Annotated in this window: 13 protein-coding genes; 2 read left to right on the top strand and 11 right to left on the bottom strand. The window is 71.0% G+C overall.

Annotation, left to right across the window (positions count from 1 at the left end):
- The first annotated feature begins 40 nt into the window (after window positions 1-40).
- Window positions 41-964 (top strand): NADP-dependent oxidoreductase, encoded by a 924-nt coding sequence (locus tag MTF65_RS21070; protein ID WP_243630455.1) that lies wholly within the window; start codon window positions 41-43, stop codon window positions 962-964.
- Between the two features lie 41 nt (window positions 965-1,005).
- Here MTF65_RS21070 and mnmA read toward each other — a convergent pair whose 3' ends face one another.
- Window positions 1,006-2,169, bottom strand: a complete 1,164-nt coding sequence (gene mnmA / locus MTF65_RS21065) for a tRNA 2-thiouridine(34) synthase MnmA (RefSeq protein WP_243630454.1) — start codon at window positions 2,167-2,169, stop codon at window positions 1,006-1,008.
- Between the two features lie 68 nt (window positions 2,170-2,237).
- Here mnmA and MTF65_RS21060 point away from each other — a divergent pair, with 68 nt between their 5' ends.
- Window positions 2,238-2,909, top strand: a complete 672-nt coding sequence (locus tag MTF65_RS21060) for an N-acetylmuramoyl-L-alanine amidase (protein WP_243630453.1) — start codon at window positions 2,238-2,240, stop codon at window positions 2,907-2,909.
- On the opposite strand, the gene MTF65_RS21055 is transcribed toward MTF65_RS21060, so the two are convergent.
- The 10 genes from MTF65_RS21055 to MTF65_RS21010 form a co-directional block, all read right to left on the bottom strand.
- The gene (locus MTF65_RS21055; protein WP_243630452.1) at window positions 2,902-4,065 is read right to left on the bottom strand and encodes a cysteine desulfurase family protein; all 1,164 of its coding nucleotides are present in this window, start codon (window positions 4,063-4,065) and stop codon (window positions 2,902-2,904) included. The two genes, MTF65_RS21060 and MTF65_RS21055, sit on opposite strands and share 8 nt — an antisense overlap.
- A gap of 140 nt (window positions 4,066-4,205) precedes the next feature.
- On the bottom strand, window positions 4,206-5,084 hold the full coding sequence (locus MTF65_RS21050) for a thioesterase family protein (protein WP_243630451.1): 879 nt from the start codon (window positions 5,082-5,084) through the stop codon (window positions 4,206-4,208).
- A gap of 46 nt (window positions 5,085-5,130) precedes the next feature.
- Window positions 5,131-5,787 (bottom strand): trimeric intracellular cation channel family protein, encoded by a 657-nt coding sequence (locus MTF65_RS21045; protein ID WP_243630450.1) that lies wholly within the window; start codon window positions 5,785-5,787, stop codon window positions 5,131-5,133.
- A 182-nt stretch (window positions 5,788-5,969) separates the two neighbouring features.
- Window positions 5,970-7,076 (bottom strand): dipeptide ABC transporter ATP-binding protein, encoded by a 1,107-nt coding sequence (locus MTF65_RS21040; RefSeq protein WP_308407195.1) that lies wholly within the window; start codon window positions 7,074-7,076, stop codon window positions 5,970-5,972.
- Window positions 7,073-8,185, bottom strand: coding sequence for an ABC transporter ATP-binding protein (locus MTF65_RS21035; RefSeq protein ID WP_243630449.1), 1,113 nt, complete (start codon window positions 8,183-8,185; stop codon window positions 7,073-7,075). Before MTF65_RS21035 ends, MTF65_RS21040 begins: the two co-directional genes overlap by 4 nt.
- Window positions 8,182-9,180, bottom strand: a complete 999-nt coding sequence (locus tag MTF65_RS21030; protein ID WP_243630448.1) for an ABC transporter permease — start codon at window positions 9,178-9,180, stop codon at window positions 8,182-8,184. The genes MTF65_RS21035 and MTF65_RS21030 overlap by 4 nt, the downstream gene beginning before the upstream one ends.
- 164 nt (window positions 9,181-9,344) lie before the next feature.
- Window positions 9,345-11,126, bottom strand: coding sequence for an ABC transporter substrate-binding protein (locus MTF65_RS21025; RefSeq protein ID WP_374207274.1), 1,782 nt, complete (start codon window positions 11,124-11,126; stop codon window positions 9,345-9,347).
- A gap of 93 nt (window positions 11,127-11,219) precedes the next feature.
- Window positions 11,220-12,215 (bottom strand): ABC transporter permease, encoded by a 996-nt coding sequence (locus MTF65_RS21020; protein WP_243630446.1) that lies wholly within the window; start codon window positions 12,213-12,215, stop codon window positions 11,220-11,222.
- A 430-nt stretch (window positions 12,216-12,645) separates the two neighbouring features.
- Window positions 12,646-13,386, bottom strand: coding sequence for an enhanced serine sensitivity protein SseB C-terminal domain-containing protein (locus MTF65_RS21015; protein WP_243630445.1), 741 nt, complete (start codon window positions 13,384-13,386; stop codon window positions 12,646-12,648).
- A 90-nt stretch (window positions 13,387-13,476) separates the two neighbouring features.
- Window positions 13,477-14,211, bottom strand: a complete 735-nt coding sequence (locus tag MTF65_RS21010) for an enhanced serine sensitivity protein SseB (protein ID WP_243630444.1) — start codon at window positions 14,209-14,211, stop codon at window positions 13,477-13,479.
- Window positions 14,212-14,464 lie beyond the last annotated feature (253 nt).

Genomic DNA, 14,464 nt, shown 5'->3' with positions numbered 1-14,464 from the left:
CTGGTTCCACAGCAGCACCGACACACCTGAGGAGAAACACATGCGCGCCATCGTCGTCAGCCAGTGGGGCGGGCCCGAGGTACTGACCGAGACCGAGCTGGACCGGCCGGAGCCGGGCATGGGCGAGATCCTGGTACGGGTCCACGCGGCCGGCGTGAACCCGGTGGACTGGAAGACCCGGGCCAGCGGCGCCTTCATCCCGTGGGGGCCGGTCCCGCAGGTCGGCTGGGACGTCTCCGGCACGGTCGAGGCCGTCGGCCCGGGCGTGACCCTGTTCCAGCCGGGCGACGAGGTCTTCGGCATGCCGCGCTTCCCGTACCAGGCCGGCGCGTACGCCGAGTACGTGGCCGCGCCCGCCCGGCACTTCGCGCGCAAGCCGGCCGGCGTCGACCACGTCGCGGCGGCCGCCCTCCCGCTCGCCGCGCTCACCGCCTGGCAGGCGCTGGTGGACACGGCCGGGCTGCGGGCCGGGCAGCGGGTGCTGGTGCACGCGGCGGCCGGCGGCGTCGGCCACCTCGCCGTCCAGATCGCCAAGGCGCTGGGCGCGTACGTGATCGGCACCGCGAGCGCCGCCAAGCACGGGCTGCTGCGCGAGCTGGGCGCGGACGAGGTGATCGACTACCGCTCCACCGCCTTCGAGGAGGCGGTGTCCGACGTGGACGTCGTGATCGACGCGATCGGCGGCGAGTACGGGGAGCGCTCGCTGAAGGTCCTCAAGCCGGGCGGCCATCTGGTGACCCTGCCGGGCCCGGACGGCGTCCCGGCCGACGCGCCCGGCGTGCACACGGGCTGGACGGTGGTGGAGCCGGACTACCGGGGCCTGCTGGAGATCGCGGCCCTGGTCGAGGCCGGCGCGCTGCGCCCGGTGATCGACACGGTCCTGCCCCTGTCCGACGCGGCGAAGGCCCACGAACTCGGCGAGCGGGGGCGCACGACGGGCAAGATCGTCCTGACCGTCGGCTGAGGCCGACGGCCGGCGTGCCGGCCCGCCGCGCCCCCGGCGGGTCAGACGGCCGTGGCGGGCGTAGCGGCCGTGGCGGGCGTAGCGGCCGTGGCTCGCGAGGTCGTGGCGATGGTCGCGGAGCCGACGACGCGCGTGCCGTCGTAGAGGACGATCGCCTGGCCGGGGGCGACCCCGCGGACCGGCTCCGTGAAGGAGACCCGCAGCTCGCCGTCCACCACCTCCGCGAAGACCTCGGTCTCCCCGCCGTGGGCACGCAGCTGCGCGGTGTAGGTGCCCGGGGCGGCGGCCGTGGAGCCGCACCAGCGCGGGCGGATCGCGGTGAGGGCGGTGACGTCGAGCGCCTCCGCCGGCCCCACGGTCACGGTGTTGTTCACCGGCGAGATGTCGAGGACGTAGCGCGGCTTGCCGTCGGCCGCCGGGTGCCCGATCCGCAGGCCCTTGCGCTGGCCGATGGTGAAGCCGAACGCGCCCTCGTGGGTGCCGACCTTCTCCCCCGACTCGTCGACGATGTCGCCCTCCGCCGTGCCGAGGCGCTTCGCGAGGAAGCCCTGGGTGTCGCCATCGGCGATGAAGCAGATGTCGTGGCTGTCGGGCTTCTTCGCGACGGCGAGGCCCCGCCGCTCCGCCTCCGCCCGGATCTCGCCCTTCGTCGTCAGGGTGTCGCCGAGCGGGAACAGCGCGTGGGCGAGCTGCTTCTCGTCCAGGACGCCGAGGACGTACGACTGGTCCTTGGCCATGTCGGACGCGCGGTGCAGCTCGCGCGAGCCGTCCTCGTTCAGCACGACGGTGGCGTAGTGGCCGGTGCAGACCGCGTCGAAGCCGAGGGCGAGCGCCTTGTCGAGCAGCGCCGCGAACTTGATCTTCTCGTTGCAGCGCAGACAGGGGTTCGGGGTGCGCCCGGCCTCGTACTCGGAGATGAAGTCCTCGACGACGTCCTCGCGGAATCGCTCGGCGAGGTCCCACACGTAGAAAGGGATGCCGATGACGTCGGCCGCTCGGCGGGCGTCGCGGGAATCCTCGATCGTGCAGCAGCCGCGCGCGCCGGTCCGGAAGGACTGCGGGTTCGCGGACAGCGCGAGGTGGACGCCGGTCACGTCGTGCCCGGCTTCGACCGCGCGGGCGGCGGCGACGGCGGAGTCCACGCCACCGGACATGGCGGCCAGGACGCGGAGGGGGCGGGAGGTGCGCGGCAGGTTCTCAGTCATAGCGCCTTCCAGAGTACGGGGAACCGCGCGGGGTCACAGCGCGTTATCGGCTGTGGGGGGTGGATCACATGGTCGAGCAGGGGAACAAGGGGAAGAAGCCGCCGAGCCGGACCCGCAGGGCGGTGCTGTTCGGCGGGCTCGGGATCTTCACTGTGGCGGCGATCGCCGGCCGCGATGAGATCGGGCGGGCCTGGTGGCTGCTGCCGGGGGTGTCCAAGCCCCGCGTGGAGGGCGCGCTGGACCACGCGGGCGCGAGCTGGACGGCGGCGTCGCCCGCGAACTGGCGGCTCGCGGACCGGCCGGACGACTACCGGGTGGACCGGATCGTCGTGCATGTCACACAGGGCGGCTTCGACTCCTCGGTGGACGCCTTCCGGAACCCGTGGCACAAGGCGTCGGCGCACTACATAGTGCGCCAGGACGGCCACATCGAGCAGATGGTGCGCGAACTGGACGTCGCGTTCCACGCGGGCAACCGCTCGATGAACGAGCGCAGCGTCGGCATCGAGCACGTGGGCTTCGTGGACCGGCCGAAGGACTTCACGGACGAGATGTACGCGGCGTCGGCGCGGCTGGCCGCCGACATCTGCCGGAGGTACGGCATACCGGCGGACCGAAGGCACATAGTGGGCCACTCCGAGGTCCCGGGCACCGACCACACGGACCCGGGCCGCCACTGGGACTGGGACCGGTACATCCGCCTGGTCGGCGAAACCCTCGCCCTGGCCGGGCCTAGCTGAGGCCCGCGGTGCGGGCGCGCTCGACGGCCGGGCCGATGGCGGCGGCCACGGCGGCCACGTCCTCCTTGGTGGAGGTGTGCCCGAGGGAGAACCGCAGGGTGCCGCGGGCCAGCTGCGGGTCGGTGCCGGTCGCGAGCAGGACGTGGCTGGGCTGGGCCACGCCCGCGGTGCAGGCCGAGCCGGTGGAGCACTCGATGCCCTGGGCGTCGAGCAGCAGGAGGAGGGAATCCCCCTCGCAGCCGGGGAAGCTGAAGTGGGCGTTGGCCGGAAGCCGGTCGACGGGGTCGCCCCCGAGCACGGCGTCGGGCACCTCGGCCAGTACCGCGGCGACGAGTTCGTCGCGCAGCGCGCCGATCTCGGCGGCGAACCGCTCGCGCCGCTCCGCGGCGAGTACGGCGGCCACCGCGAAGGCCGCGATGGCGGGGACGTCGAGGGTGCCGGAGCGGACGTGGCGCTCCTGGCCGCCGCCGTGCAGGACGGGGACGGGGGTCTGGTCGCGGCCGAGCAGCAGCGCGCCGATGCCGTAGGGGCCGCCGATCTTGTGGCCGCTGACGGTCATGGCGGCGAGGCCGCTGTCACCGAAGCGGACGTCGAGCTGCCCGAAGGCCTGGACTGCGTCGGAGTGCAGGGGGATGCCGAACTCGGTGGCGACGTCGGCCAGTTCGCGGACCGGCAGGACGGTGCCGATCTCGTTGTTGGCCCACATGACGGTGGCCAGCGCGATGTCGTCGGGGCTCCGCTCGACGGCCTCCCGGAAGGCCTCGGGGTGCACGCGGCCGTAGCGGTCGACGGGCAGGTACTCGACCTGCGCGCCCTCGTGCTCCGCGAGCCAGTGGACGGCGTCGAGGACGGCGTGGTGCTCGACGGGGCTGGCGAGCACCCGGGTCCGGGCGGGGTCCTGGTCCCGGCGGGCCCAGTAGAGCCCCTTGACGGCGAGGTTGTCGGCCTCCGTGCCGCCGGCGGTGAAGACCACCTCGCTCGGGCGGGCGCCCAGGGCGTCGGCGAGGGCCTCGCGGGCCTCTTCGACGGTGCGGCGGGCCCGGCGGCCGGCGGCGTGGAGGGAGGACGCGTTACCCGTGGCGGCGAACTGCGCGGTCATCGCCGCGGCGGCCTCCGGCAGCATCGGAGTGGTTGCGGCGTGGTCGAGGTAGGCCATGATCCCCCGATTCTACGAGTCCGTACTCGTGCGGTTCCCCCCGCCGCCGGCTCTCCGTGAAGCCGGGCTGCGCCCGGGCCTCTGGGGCTCTGCCCCAGAGGCCGCGCCTCAAACGCCGGCGAGGCTGGTTTTACCCAGTCCTATTGCGTGCGCGGGGCGCGGGCCAGTTGGCGGGACTGGGCTACCAGGTGGTTCTGGGAGTCCCAGACTTCGGCGTCCTCCTCCAGGAATCCCCCGGCCAGGTTCCGCGTCACGATCGCCACCCGCAGCGGCCCAGGCGCCGGGCGGCGGCGGATGTGCGTGGTGAGTTCGACGGTCGGGGCCCATCCGACCAGGCCCAGGTCGAACACCGTCGGCGGCAGCGCGTCCACCACCAGCAGCAGCGACAGCGGATCCGCGTCCCGGCCGTCCGCCAGCTCGAACCAGGCCCGCATCTCGCCCTTCCCCGACGGCGCGCCCACCGCCCAGCCCGCCGTCGCCGGGTCCAGCCGTAGCCGGAGCCGGTCCACGATGGCGGAGCTTCCGGGGATCGGGGCCGGGCCGGCCTCGGCCCCGAGGCAGTCCTCGTACGCCGGGATGACCGGCGGCAGCGCCGTCGTGCGTACGTCGTCGGGCAGCGCGTCCAGGTCGCCGTACGAGGCGAGGACCCGGATGCGCTCGACCTCGGCGCCGTTCTCGTCGTACTGGAACAGCGAGGCCTGGCCCGTGGAGAGGGTGCGGCCGGCCCGGACCACCTGGGTGCGGATCACGGCGGGGCCGGGGACCGACGCGCTCAGGTAGTGGGCCGAGACCGTGAAGGGGTCCGGGTGCGGCAGCGCCGCCGAAAGGGCCCGGCCGACCAGGGCCAGCAGGTATCCGCCGTTGACGGCGGTGATGATCGTCCAGCCGGCGGACAGCTCCGCGTCGTACACGCCGGGCTCGCCCGCGCGCGGGAAGAGGGCGGTGTCGCGGTCGAACTCGCTGTCGCCGACGGTTGCCGTTGCCGTTGCCGATGCCGATGCGGCTGCTACGTGTGACATAAAGCGACCGTACACCGACAAGCTACTAAGCGGTAGCTTTTCAAAACTACGGTTCCTCGGCCACCGCGGAGCGCCGGTTCCAGGCCAGCGGCGCCCGCCAGTGGTAGCGGATCGCCAGGATGCGCAGCAAGAACGTCGTGACGATGGCGAGCCCGGTGGTGACCGGGTTGAGCACCTCGAAGCCGATGAACACGGCCACCATCGAGGCGCCGACGATCGCGGGCACGGCGTACATCTCGCGGTCGCGCAGCAGCGACGGCACCTCGTTGACGAGCACGTCGCGCAGTACGCCGCCCCCGACCGCCGTCGCGAGGCCGAGCGCGGCGGACGCGGTGAGGCCGAGGCCGAACTCGTAGGCCTTGGTCGTGCCCGTGACGCAGAACAGCGCGAGCCCGGCGGCGTCGAACACGTTGATGGCGCGGTTGATCCGCTGCACCTCCGGGTGGAGGAAGAACACGATCGCCGCCGCGACCAGCGGCGTGACGAAGAAGCTGAGCTCGCCGAAGGCGGCGGGCGGGACGGCCCCGATGACGAGGTCGCGGAAGAGGCCGCCGCCCAGGGCGGTGACGAGCGCGAGGACGCAGATGCCGAAGACGTCGAAGTTCTTGCGGACGGCGAGCAGCGCGCCCGCGGTGGCGAAGACAAAAATGCCCGCGAGGTCCAGGGCGTGCTGGATGCCCGGCGGGAAGAGATCGTGAAGCACCGCCCCATTGTCGCGTACGTGTATGTGGCAGTCGTCCGGGTGTCCGGTACGCCGGGCGACTGCCACACGCGCGTACGCGGACATACGTGCGGACATACGTACGGCCCCGGGGGTTCCCCCGGGGCCGTACGCCCTGCAACCCGTACGCCTGCGAGCAGCGTCCGCGACCCGCCGCCGCCCCGCTACGGCGTCGGCGTGTCCGTCGCGTCCGAGGCGCCCGGGAGGGCCTTGTCGCTGGGGACCTGATCCGGCGCGTTCTCCGGGTGGTGGCACGCCACCTGGTGGCCCGTCTTCAGAGCCAGCAGCGGCGGATCCTGCGTCTTGCAGATCTCCGTCGCCTTCCAGCACCGCGTGTGGAAGCGGCAGCCGCTGGGCGGCGAGATCGGCGAGGGCACGTCGCCCTTGAGCAGGATGCGGCCGCTCTTCGCGCCGCGCCGCCGCGGGTCCGGCACCGGGACCGCCGACATCAGCGCGTTCGTGTACGGGTGCATCGGCGCCTCGTACAGCGACTTGCGGTCCGTCAGCTCCACGATCTTGCCGAGGTACATGACCGCGATCCGGTCCGACACGTGCCGGATGACCGACAGGTCGTGCGCGATGATCACGTACGTGAGGCCGAGCTCCTGCTGGAGGTCGTCCATCAGGTTGACCACCTGGGCCTGGATGGACACGTCCAGCGCCGACACCGGCTCGTCCGCGACGACCAGCTTCGGCTTCAGCGCCAGCGCGCGGGCGATGCCGATGCGCTGCCGCTGGCCGCCCGAGAACTCGTGCGGGTAGCGGTTGTAGTGCTCGGGGTTCAGGCCCACCAGCGACAGCAGCCGCTGGACCTCCGCCTTCAGTCCGCCCTCGGGGGTGACCCCCTGGAGCTTGAAGGGGGCGCTCACGATGGTGCCCACCGTGTGCCGCGGGTTCAGCGAGCCGTACGGGTCCTGGAAGATCATCTGCACATCGCGGCGCAGCGGCCGCATGCCCGCCACCCCGAGGTGCGTGATGTCCTTGCCCTCGAACTCGATGGTGCCGCCGGTCGGCTCCAGCAGACGGGTGATCAGCCGGCCCATGGTCGACTTGCCGCAGCCGGACTCGCCGACGATGCCGAGGGTCTCACCGCGCCGGACGTCGAAGTCGATGCCGTCGACGGCCTTGACCGCGCCGGCCTGCCGCCGCAGCAGCCCCTTGTGGATCGGGAAGTGCTTGACCAGCCCGGTCACCTTGAGCAGCGGCTCGGGCGAGTCCACGGCCTGGGCGGGAACGGTCGTCGCCGCATCCGTCTTGTGCGTGTCGGTCACAGCTTCGGCGCAATCTCTTCGGTCCAGATCCGGGTCCGCTCGTCCTGCGACATGTGGCAGGCGGACCAGTGGCGGGTGCCGTCTTCCTCCGTGAGCTCCGGCCGTACCGTCCGCGTGACGTTGCCCTTGGGTACGTCGGCGTACGGGCAGCGCGGGTTGAACGCACAGCCGCTCGGGATGTTGATGAGGCTGGGCGGCGAACCCTTGACCGGGATCAGGCGCTCGGTCTGGTCGCGGTCGATGCGGGGCATCGAGCCGAGCAGGCCCCAGGTGTAGGGGTGCCGGGGCTCGTAGAACACCTTCTCGGCGGAGCCGCGCTCGACGCAGCGGCCGCCGTACATCACGAGGAGTTCGTCGGCCATCTCGGCGACCACGCCGAGGTCGTGCGTGATCATGATGACCGCGGAGCCGAACTCCTGCTGGAGGTCCCGGATCAGGTCGAGGATCTGCGCCTGGACGGTGACGTCCAGGGCGGTGGTCGGCTCGTCCGCGATGAGCAGCTCGGGGTTGTTGACCAGCGCCATCGCGATCATCGCGCGCTGGCGCATGCCGCCGGAGAACTCGTGCGGGTAGCTGTCGACCCGCTTGTGCGGCTCGGGGATGCCGACGCGGTCGAGGAGATCGACGGCCCGCTTGCGGGCGGCCTTCTTGTCGACATTGTTGTGGACCCGGTACGCCTCGGCGATCTGCTTGCCGACGGTGAAGTACGGGTGCATCGCGGACAGCGGGTCCTGGAAGATCATCGCGATCTCCCGGCCGCGCAACTTGCGCACCTCGTCCTCGTCGGCGGAGAGCAGTTCCCTGCCGTTGAGCCAGATCTCGCCGGAGATCCGCGCCCGCTGGCGGCCGTACTGGCCGACCCGGTGCAGGCCCATGATGCCCAGGGAGGTGACGGACTTGCCCGAGCCGGACTCGCCCACGATGCCGAGGGTCTTGCCCTTCTCCAGGCTGAAGGTGAGTCCGTCGACGGACTTGACCAGGCCGTCCTCGGTCGGGAAGTGCACCTTGAGGTCGCGGACCTCCAGGAAGGACGTGCCGGGGGCGCCGGCACCACCGACGACGGGCTCGTTCAGGGCGCCCGTCGCGCCGCCCTTGGTCAGTTCGGTCATGACAGCCTCACTCGGGGGTCGATCACCGCGTACAGGAGGTCCACGACGAGGTTCGCCGCGACCACGAAGAAGGCGGAGATCAGGGTGATGCCCAGGATGACCGGCAGGTCGTGGTCGCTGATCGCGCGGACCGCGCTGTAGCCGAGCCCGTGCAGCGAGAACGTGTACTCGGTCAGCACCGCGCCGCCCATCAGGGCGCCGAGGTCCAGGCCCAGGACGGTCAGGATCGGCGTCATGGTCGAGCGCATCGCGTGCTTGCCGATGACGACGGGCTCCGTCAGGCCCTTGGCGCGCGCGGTGCGGATGTAGTCCTCGTTGAGCACTTCGAGCATCGTCGCGCGGGTGAGCCGCGCGTACATCGCCGCGTACAGGAAGGCGAGCGAGACCCACGGCAGGATCATGCCGTTGAACCATTTGCCCGGGTCGGCGGCGAAGGTCGCCTCCGGCCGCCCGAACAGGCCGAGCTGGTCGGAGAAGAGGGCGATGAACAGCATGCCCGTGAAGTAAATGGGGAGGGAGACGCCGGCCAGGGCGATGCCCATCGCCGAACGGTCCAGCACGGTACCGCGCTTGAGGGCGGAGGTGACGCCGGTGGTGACACCGCCGATGACCCAGAGGACGACGGCGCCCGCGGCGAGCGAGAGGGTGACGGGGAGCCAGTCGATCAGCAGCGGCCACACCTCCTGCTCGGTCTTGAAGGAGTAGCCGAAGCAGGGCGCGGCGCATTGCGTGACGTCGGAGCCGTTGGCGTACGTACGACCCGCCACCAGCCCGACGACGAACTTGCCGAACTGGACGAGGATCGGGTCGTCGAGACCCATCTTCTGCCGGATGCCCTCGATGGCCGCGGGGTCGGACTGCTTTCCGACGAAGTAGAGCGCCGGATCCGTCCCGATCATCTTCGGGAAGAGGAAGAAGATTCCGAAGGTCACCAGCGTGATGACCAACAGCATGACGATGACGGCGAAGAACCGCCGGATGAGATATGCAAGCACTGCGCTCGGCCTGGCTGCGGCCCGGGGGCGCCCTCTTCTGGAGGACGCCCCCAGGCCGGAACCGCGGCCATCACCTGCCCTTCGTGCCTAGCGGGTGTGGCACTGGAACTGATACTGGCGAACTGGTTCTGACTGGCTGGCTGTTGGCCGTGTGGCTACCGTGACTACTTGACGACGCCGAGGGAGGCGTAGTCGTACCGGCCGTTGTAGGCGTCGGAGGTGTAGGCGTTGGTCAGCCGGCTGCTGCGCCAGGTGATCGTCTTGTCGTAGACGAAGGGCAGGTAGACCGCGGCCTCGGAGACCTTCTGGTTCATCTGCTTGTAGATCTCGCCGGCCTTGGCCGGGTCGGTCTCCGCGATGGCCTGGTCGAACAGGCCGTTGATCGCCGGGTCGTTCAGCTCGGAGAAGTTGTTGTTACCGCTCTGCAGGATGAAGCGGCCGTCGACCAGCGGCTGCGAGAAGCCCTGACCGGTCGGGAAGTCGGCGCCCCAGCCCATGATGATGATGCCGTAGCCCTTCTCCTTGACGACCTTCGGCGAACCGATGATGCCGGAGGTCTGGGCGCCGTCGAACTGGTCGACGTCGGCCTCGATGCCGACCTGCTTCAGGGCGTTCTGCAGGGAGACGGCCGTGGCGACCTCGACCGGCTTGTTGTTGCGGACCGCGATGGTGGTCTTGAAGCCTTCCGGCTTGCCGCAGGCCTTGAGGGCCTCCTTGGCCTTCTCGACGTTCGCCTTGCCGTCGTTCTGCAGGACGCCGTACGGGTCGTACTTGGCGTCGGAGCCCTTGATGCCCAGCGGGAGCATGTTGGGGGCGATGTCGCCACCGGCCTGCGGGCCGCCGCGGGCGGTCTGCAGGGACTTCTTGTCGGCCGCGTAGATGACGGCCTTGCGGCACTCGACGTTGTCGAAGGGCGCCACGGTCTGCGGCATGACGGCGTACCGGATGAAGCCGGTCTGGCCGTTGTCCAGGTTGTCCTTGTGGTCCTTCAGCGCGGTGGCGCGGGCCGCCTGGCCGATGCCGGTCGCGTTGATGTCGAGGTCGAACTCGCCGTTCATCAGGCGCTTGTCCATGTCGTCCGCGTTCGCCATGAACGTGACCGAGATGGTGTCCGGGAGCGCCTTGCGGATGGTGTCCGACTCGGGCTTGTAGTTCTCGTTGCGCGAGAGCTTCATGCTCTTGTTCGGCTCGTACGAGTCGATCTTGTACGGGCCGTTGGAGAAGGGCTTCAGGCCGTACTTGGCCGCCGTGTCCTTCTCCTGCTTGACCGGGCTCGCCGCCGGCATGGCCAGCATCTGCTCGAAGTCACCGTTGGGCTGCGGGAGCTTGAAGATGATGGTCTTCGCGTCCGGGGTCTCGATCGCCTTGAGGCCGAGCTTGTCCGGGGCGGTGTCCTTGTACGGACCGGGGTACTCGGACTTCGGGTCGAGGACCTGCATCAGGTAGACCGGGCCGCCGGAGATGACGTCCTGGGCCCAGGTGCGCTCGATGCCGTACTTGATGTCCTGGGCGGTGACGGGCGAGCCGTCCTCCCAGGTCACGTTGTCCTTGAGGGTGTACTTGTACGTCTTGCCGCCGTCGCTGATCTCGGCCTTGGCAGTCGCGAGGTCGGGGACGAGCTCGGTGCTCTCGCCGCCGGGGGCCGCCTTGAAGCTGACCAGCTGGCGGGCGTAGTAGCGGGAGAAGTCCCACATGAAGCCGTAGTAACCGCGCTGCGGGTCCCACGAGTCGGCTTCCTGGGTACCGACGAACTTGAGCTCGCCGCCCTTCTTGTCCGACGCGTTGGCGATCTTGCCGATGCCCGCGTTGAAGCCGGCCGCGGCGCTGGACTTGCCGTCCTTCTTGGCGCCGTCGTCGCCGCCACAGGCGGTCGCGGTCAGCATGGCCGCGAGCACGACGGCCGTGCCGGCGGCGAGCCTGCGCTTCGACATGCGATGGGTAGTCACGATGCTCGCAACCCTCCGTTGTAGTTCGGCTTCGAAGCCGAGATCCGGTTTGCCCTGCGGTTTCGCCTCGCGGTGTGCCAGGCAGCTGATTGGCTAGCGAGAGCCCTTCGGGTCGAGGGCGTCGCGGACGCCGTCGCCGAAGAGGTTGAAGGCCAGCACGGTGATGAAGATCGCCACGCCGGGGAAGATCATGAAGAGCGGATCGTCCTCATAGGTCCGCACGGCCGTCGAGAGGGTCTCGCCCCAGGACGGGGTGGGCGGCTTGACGCCCACGCCGAGGAAGCTCAGCGCGGCCTCGGTCAGCACGTTGGTGGGGATCATCAGCGTCGTGTAGACGGTGATCGGCGCCACCAGGTTGGGGAGCAGCTCGCGGAAGAGGATGTACGTCCGGCCCGCGCCCAGGCTGCGGGCGGCTTCGACGTACTCCCGTTCGCGCAGCGACAGGGTCTGCCCGCGGACGATGCGTCCGATGTACGGCCATCCGAAGAAGCCGATGACCAGCACCAGTACGGCGATGCGCAGGCCCGAGCCCTCGAAGCCCCACAGTTTGCTGGGGATGACGGAGATGAGCGCGATGATGAACAGCAGCTGCGGGAAGGCCAGCAGCAGGTCCATGACGCGGCTGATCGCGGCATCGACCCAGCCGCCGAAGTAGCCGGCGATGATGCCGAAGATGGTGCCGAGCGAAACCGCCACGAAGGCGGACAGGAAGGCCACCAGCAGCGAAATGCGGGCGCCGTAGACGATCCGGCTGAAGACGTCGCGGCCGTTGACCGGCTCGATGCCCAGCAGGAAGTCCCCGTTCATACCGCCCCAGTCGCCGGCCGGCAGGCCGAGGAGCGGGTCCAGCAGGTCCTCGTGCAGCTCCTCCGGCGGGTGGCCGAAGGCCTTGACGATCAGCGGCGCGAAGATCGCGACGAGGATCAGCAGGAGCACGATGACACCGCCGGCCAGGGCGACCCTGTCGCGCTTGAGCCGGGTCCAGGCGATCCTCCAGGGCGAGCGCCCCTCGATCGCCTTCTGCGGACTCTCGGGGGCGGCCACGGCTGCGGACTCGGCCGCGCTGGTGTCGTGCAGTGGTGCCGTCATCGTGGTGGGGACCCCTCTCGGCCGACTGTGGCCGGCCCATGCCCGCCGCTGTGGCGGCTTGGTTCTTTCGGCGTCGCTGATGGTGCGATTGGCGCGAATTGCGCCTGAAGTGCACGTGAAGAGCTGGTGGTTGTGGGATTGACCTGCCTTCGGTGGGGGGAGTCTTCAACGCGGCCGCAATCGGCCGCCAGACCTGCCGGGCATGTGATGCGCAAACGTGATCTGCCTCGGCACCTTCCGTTATCCGGACCCCGGGTTCGGAGAGCGGTGCAACTGCGTCGCGTTCGGTGCGGAACGGACATCCGACCCAACAGCCCTTTCGGGCCTGCTTATTAGCCGCATTGGGGGGATATGGCGAAGGCCGCGCCGAATGGTTTCGGCACGGCCTTCGAGACGGATGTCTCGATATGCGGATGGGGTGAGGTGTGGATCAGTACGCCGGGGACTGGCCCTCGCGGTCGTAGAAGGGCCGGGTCTGGGTGCGCAGCCACATGGCGACGGGGTCGTGCTCGTCCGCGAGCGCGACGGTGCACACGGGGACTCCGTCGGGGACCGCGCCGACCGACTGGCGCATCATCTCCCGTACGGATTCCAGGGCGGGCGCGGAGGCGTCGTACAGGTCGAGCCCGACGGCGAGGTACGCGGACCCGAGCGCGGGCTGCACCCACGCGCGCCGCAGCGACCGTACGGCGGGCGTGCGGTGCGCGTGCTGCGTCAGCAGGCCGTAGAACTGCGGGAGCTCCAGGGCGGGCTCGGACAGCCGCAGCGGCCCGGCCGGCATCCGGTCCAGGCCGGTGGCGATCCGGCGCAGGTCGGCCCACGGAATGCCCACTCCGCCGCCCTGGGCGTGCGGGTTGAGCCACAGCCCCCAGCGGTCCGGGTAGAGGGCGCGGGCGATGTCCCGGCCGGTGACGACCTCGTAGCCGCGGTTCCAGCCGCTGGCGGCCAGCTCCTGCGGGGAGGTCACACAGGGCGCGTAGCCGAGGCCCTCGACCTCCATGCCGCCGTACTGGGCGTCCGGGGAACCCGGCTGCCCCTGCCAGAGCAGCATCCACAGCCGGCCCTCGGCGAGGGCGCGCAGGAGCGACTCGTAGCTCTCATAGCGCCCGGGAGTCACCTGGCGCAGCATGTGCTCGACCTGCCCGGCCGCGGCCGTGCCTGACGCACTCACCCGGTACCCCTCTTCTCCACCCGTCGTCCACACGTACCCCGGGCGTCCCGCCGTGCGTGCGGCCCGGAAATGTCACCAGCTTAAGCGGCCCTAGGGGACGTGGAAGGGGCGCACGCGCTCACGAATCCAGTCCGTTACGGGATCTTGGGCGGCGTCCAGAAGGATCAACTGCACAGGCCACGGCACCGGTACGCGGCCCAGGGCCCGGCCGAGGGCCTCCATCGGGGCGTTCCGCATCTCGGGCTCCCATCCCGTCAGGCGGACGCCGATGAACAGCTGCGGGTCCCCGCCCTCGACGCTGGCCAGGCAGCGGTACGCGGCCAGGACCACGCCGGTGGCGCGGAACTCCTCGGCGGCGGCGGCCAGGAAGTCGACCGGGTCGTCCTGCCAGTCGGGCTCGAAGAGCCGGACGCGGCCGCCGGTGGCCGGGCCGTCGAGCGGGGTCCGGCCGGTGCGGCAGAGCTCCGCGACGGCGGGCGGGGGGAGCGGGACGCCGACGGCGCCCTCGGGGTTCACGGCGATGCCGAGCTGCGGGGGCAGACCGCGGGCGAACTCGACGGCCGGGGCCACGGCGAAGTCCATGCCGGGGCCGACGCAGGCGCGGAACTGGCTCTCCGAGCTGTAGACCGGGACGTACGCCGCCCCGCCGATGTCCATGGTCGGCAGGGTCAGGCTGTCCGAGTCCGGCCCACCGCCGGCGGGGAGCGGGACCCAGAGCGGGCTCCGGCCGAGCACCTCCACGATCCGCGCACCGGCGTCAGGCTGCCCGAGCGCCGCCCCGAGCACCTGCTCCAGCTCGTTCTCCGGCCAGCCGTTGCCGTGCATCCGCGTTGCCCCTTCGTGGTGCCGTGTGGTCTGGCCGAGATTAGTGCGTCCCCCGGCGCGCGCCGTCCCCTCCCCGCCCAATCCAGCCTCGCCGACGTTTGCGGCCCCGCCGGGCAACTCCGGGGCAACTCCAGCCCCGCCGGGCCCCTTCAGCCTCGCCGGCGTTTGAGGCGCGGGGTCTGGGGCGGCGCCCCGGGGGGCCCCTCCCACCGGGAGCGGGGGGCGAACCCCCGCTTCGCCGGGCCCGCGGCGC

Origin of the sequence: Streptomyces sp. APSN-46.1 (assembly GCF_022815725.1) — a bacterium.
Lineage (GTDB): Bacteria > Actinomycetota > Actinomycetes > Streptomycetales > Streptomycetaceae > Streptomyces.
The sequence above is the reverse complement of the archived record's forward strand: the minus strand, read 5'-3'. Positions and strand labels throughout refer to the sequence as shown.

What these genes read in the sequence shown, in the direction of transcription:
- MTF65_RS21050 (WP_243630451.1), bottom strand. Translation starts at nt 5,084, where the DNA reads ATGTCACACGTAGCAGCCGCATCGGCATCGGCAACGGCAACGGCAACC.
- MTF65_RS21060 (WP_243630453.1), top strand. Translation starts at nt 2,238, where the DNA reads ATGGTCGAGCAGGGGAACAAGGGGAAGAAGCCGCCGAGCCGGACCCGC.
- MTF65_RS21035 (WP_243630449.1), bottom strand. Translation starts at nt 8,185, where the DNA reads ATGACCGAACTGACCAAGGGCGGCGCGACGGGCGCCCTGAACGAGCCC.
- MTF65_RS21010 (WP_243630444.1), bottom strand. Translation starts at nt 14,211, where the DNA reads ATGCACGGCAACGGCTGGCCGGAGAACGAGCTGGAGCAGGTGCTCGGG.
- MTF65_RS21070 (WP_243630455.1), top strand. Translation starts at nt 41, where the DNA reads ATGCGCGCCATCGTCGTCAGCCAGTGGGGCGGGCCCGAGGTACTGACC.
- MTF65_RS21020 (WP_243630446.1), bottom strand. Translation starts at nt 12,215, where the DNA reads ATGACGGCACCACTGCACGACACCAGCGCGGCCGAGTCCGCAGCCGTG.
- mnmA (WP_243630454.1), bottom strand. Translation starts at nt 2,169, where the DNA reads ATGACTGAGAACCTGCCGCGCACCTCCCGCCCCCTCCGCGTCCTGGCC.
- MTF65_RS21055 (WP_243630452.1), bottom strand. Translation starts at nt 4,065, where the DNA reads ATGGCCTACCTCGACCACGCCGCAACCACTCCGATGCTGCCGGAGGCC.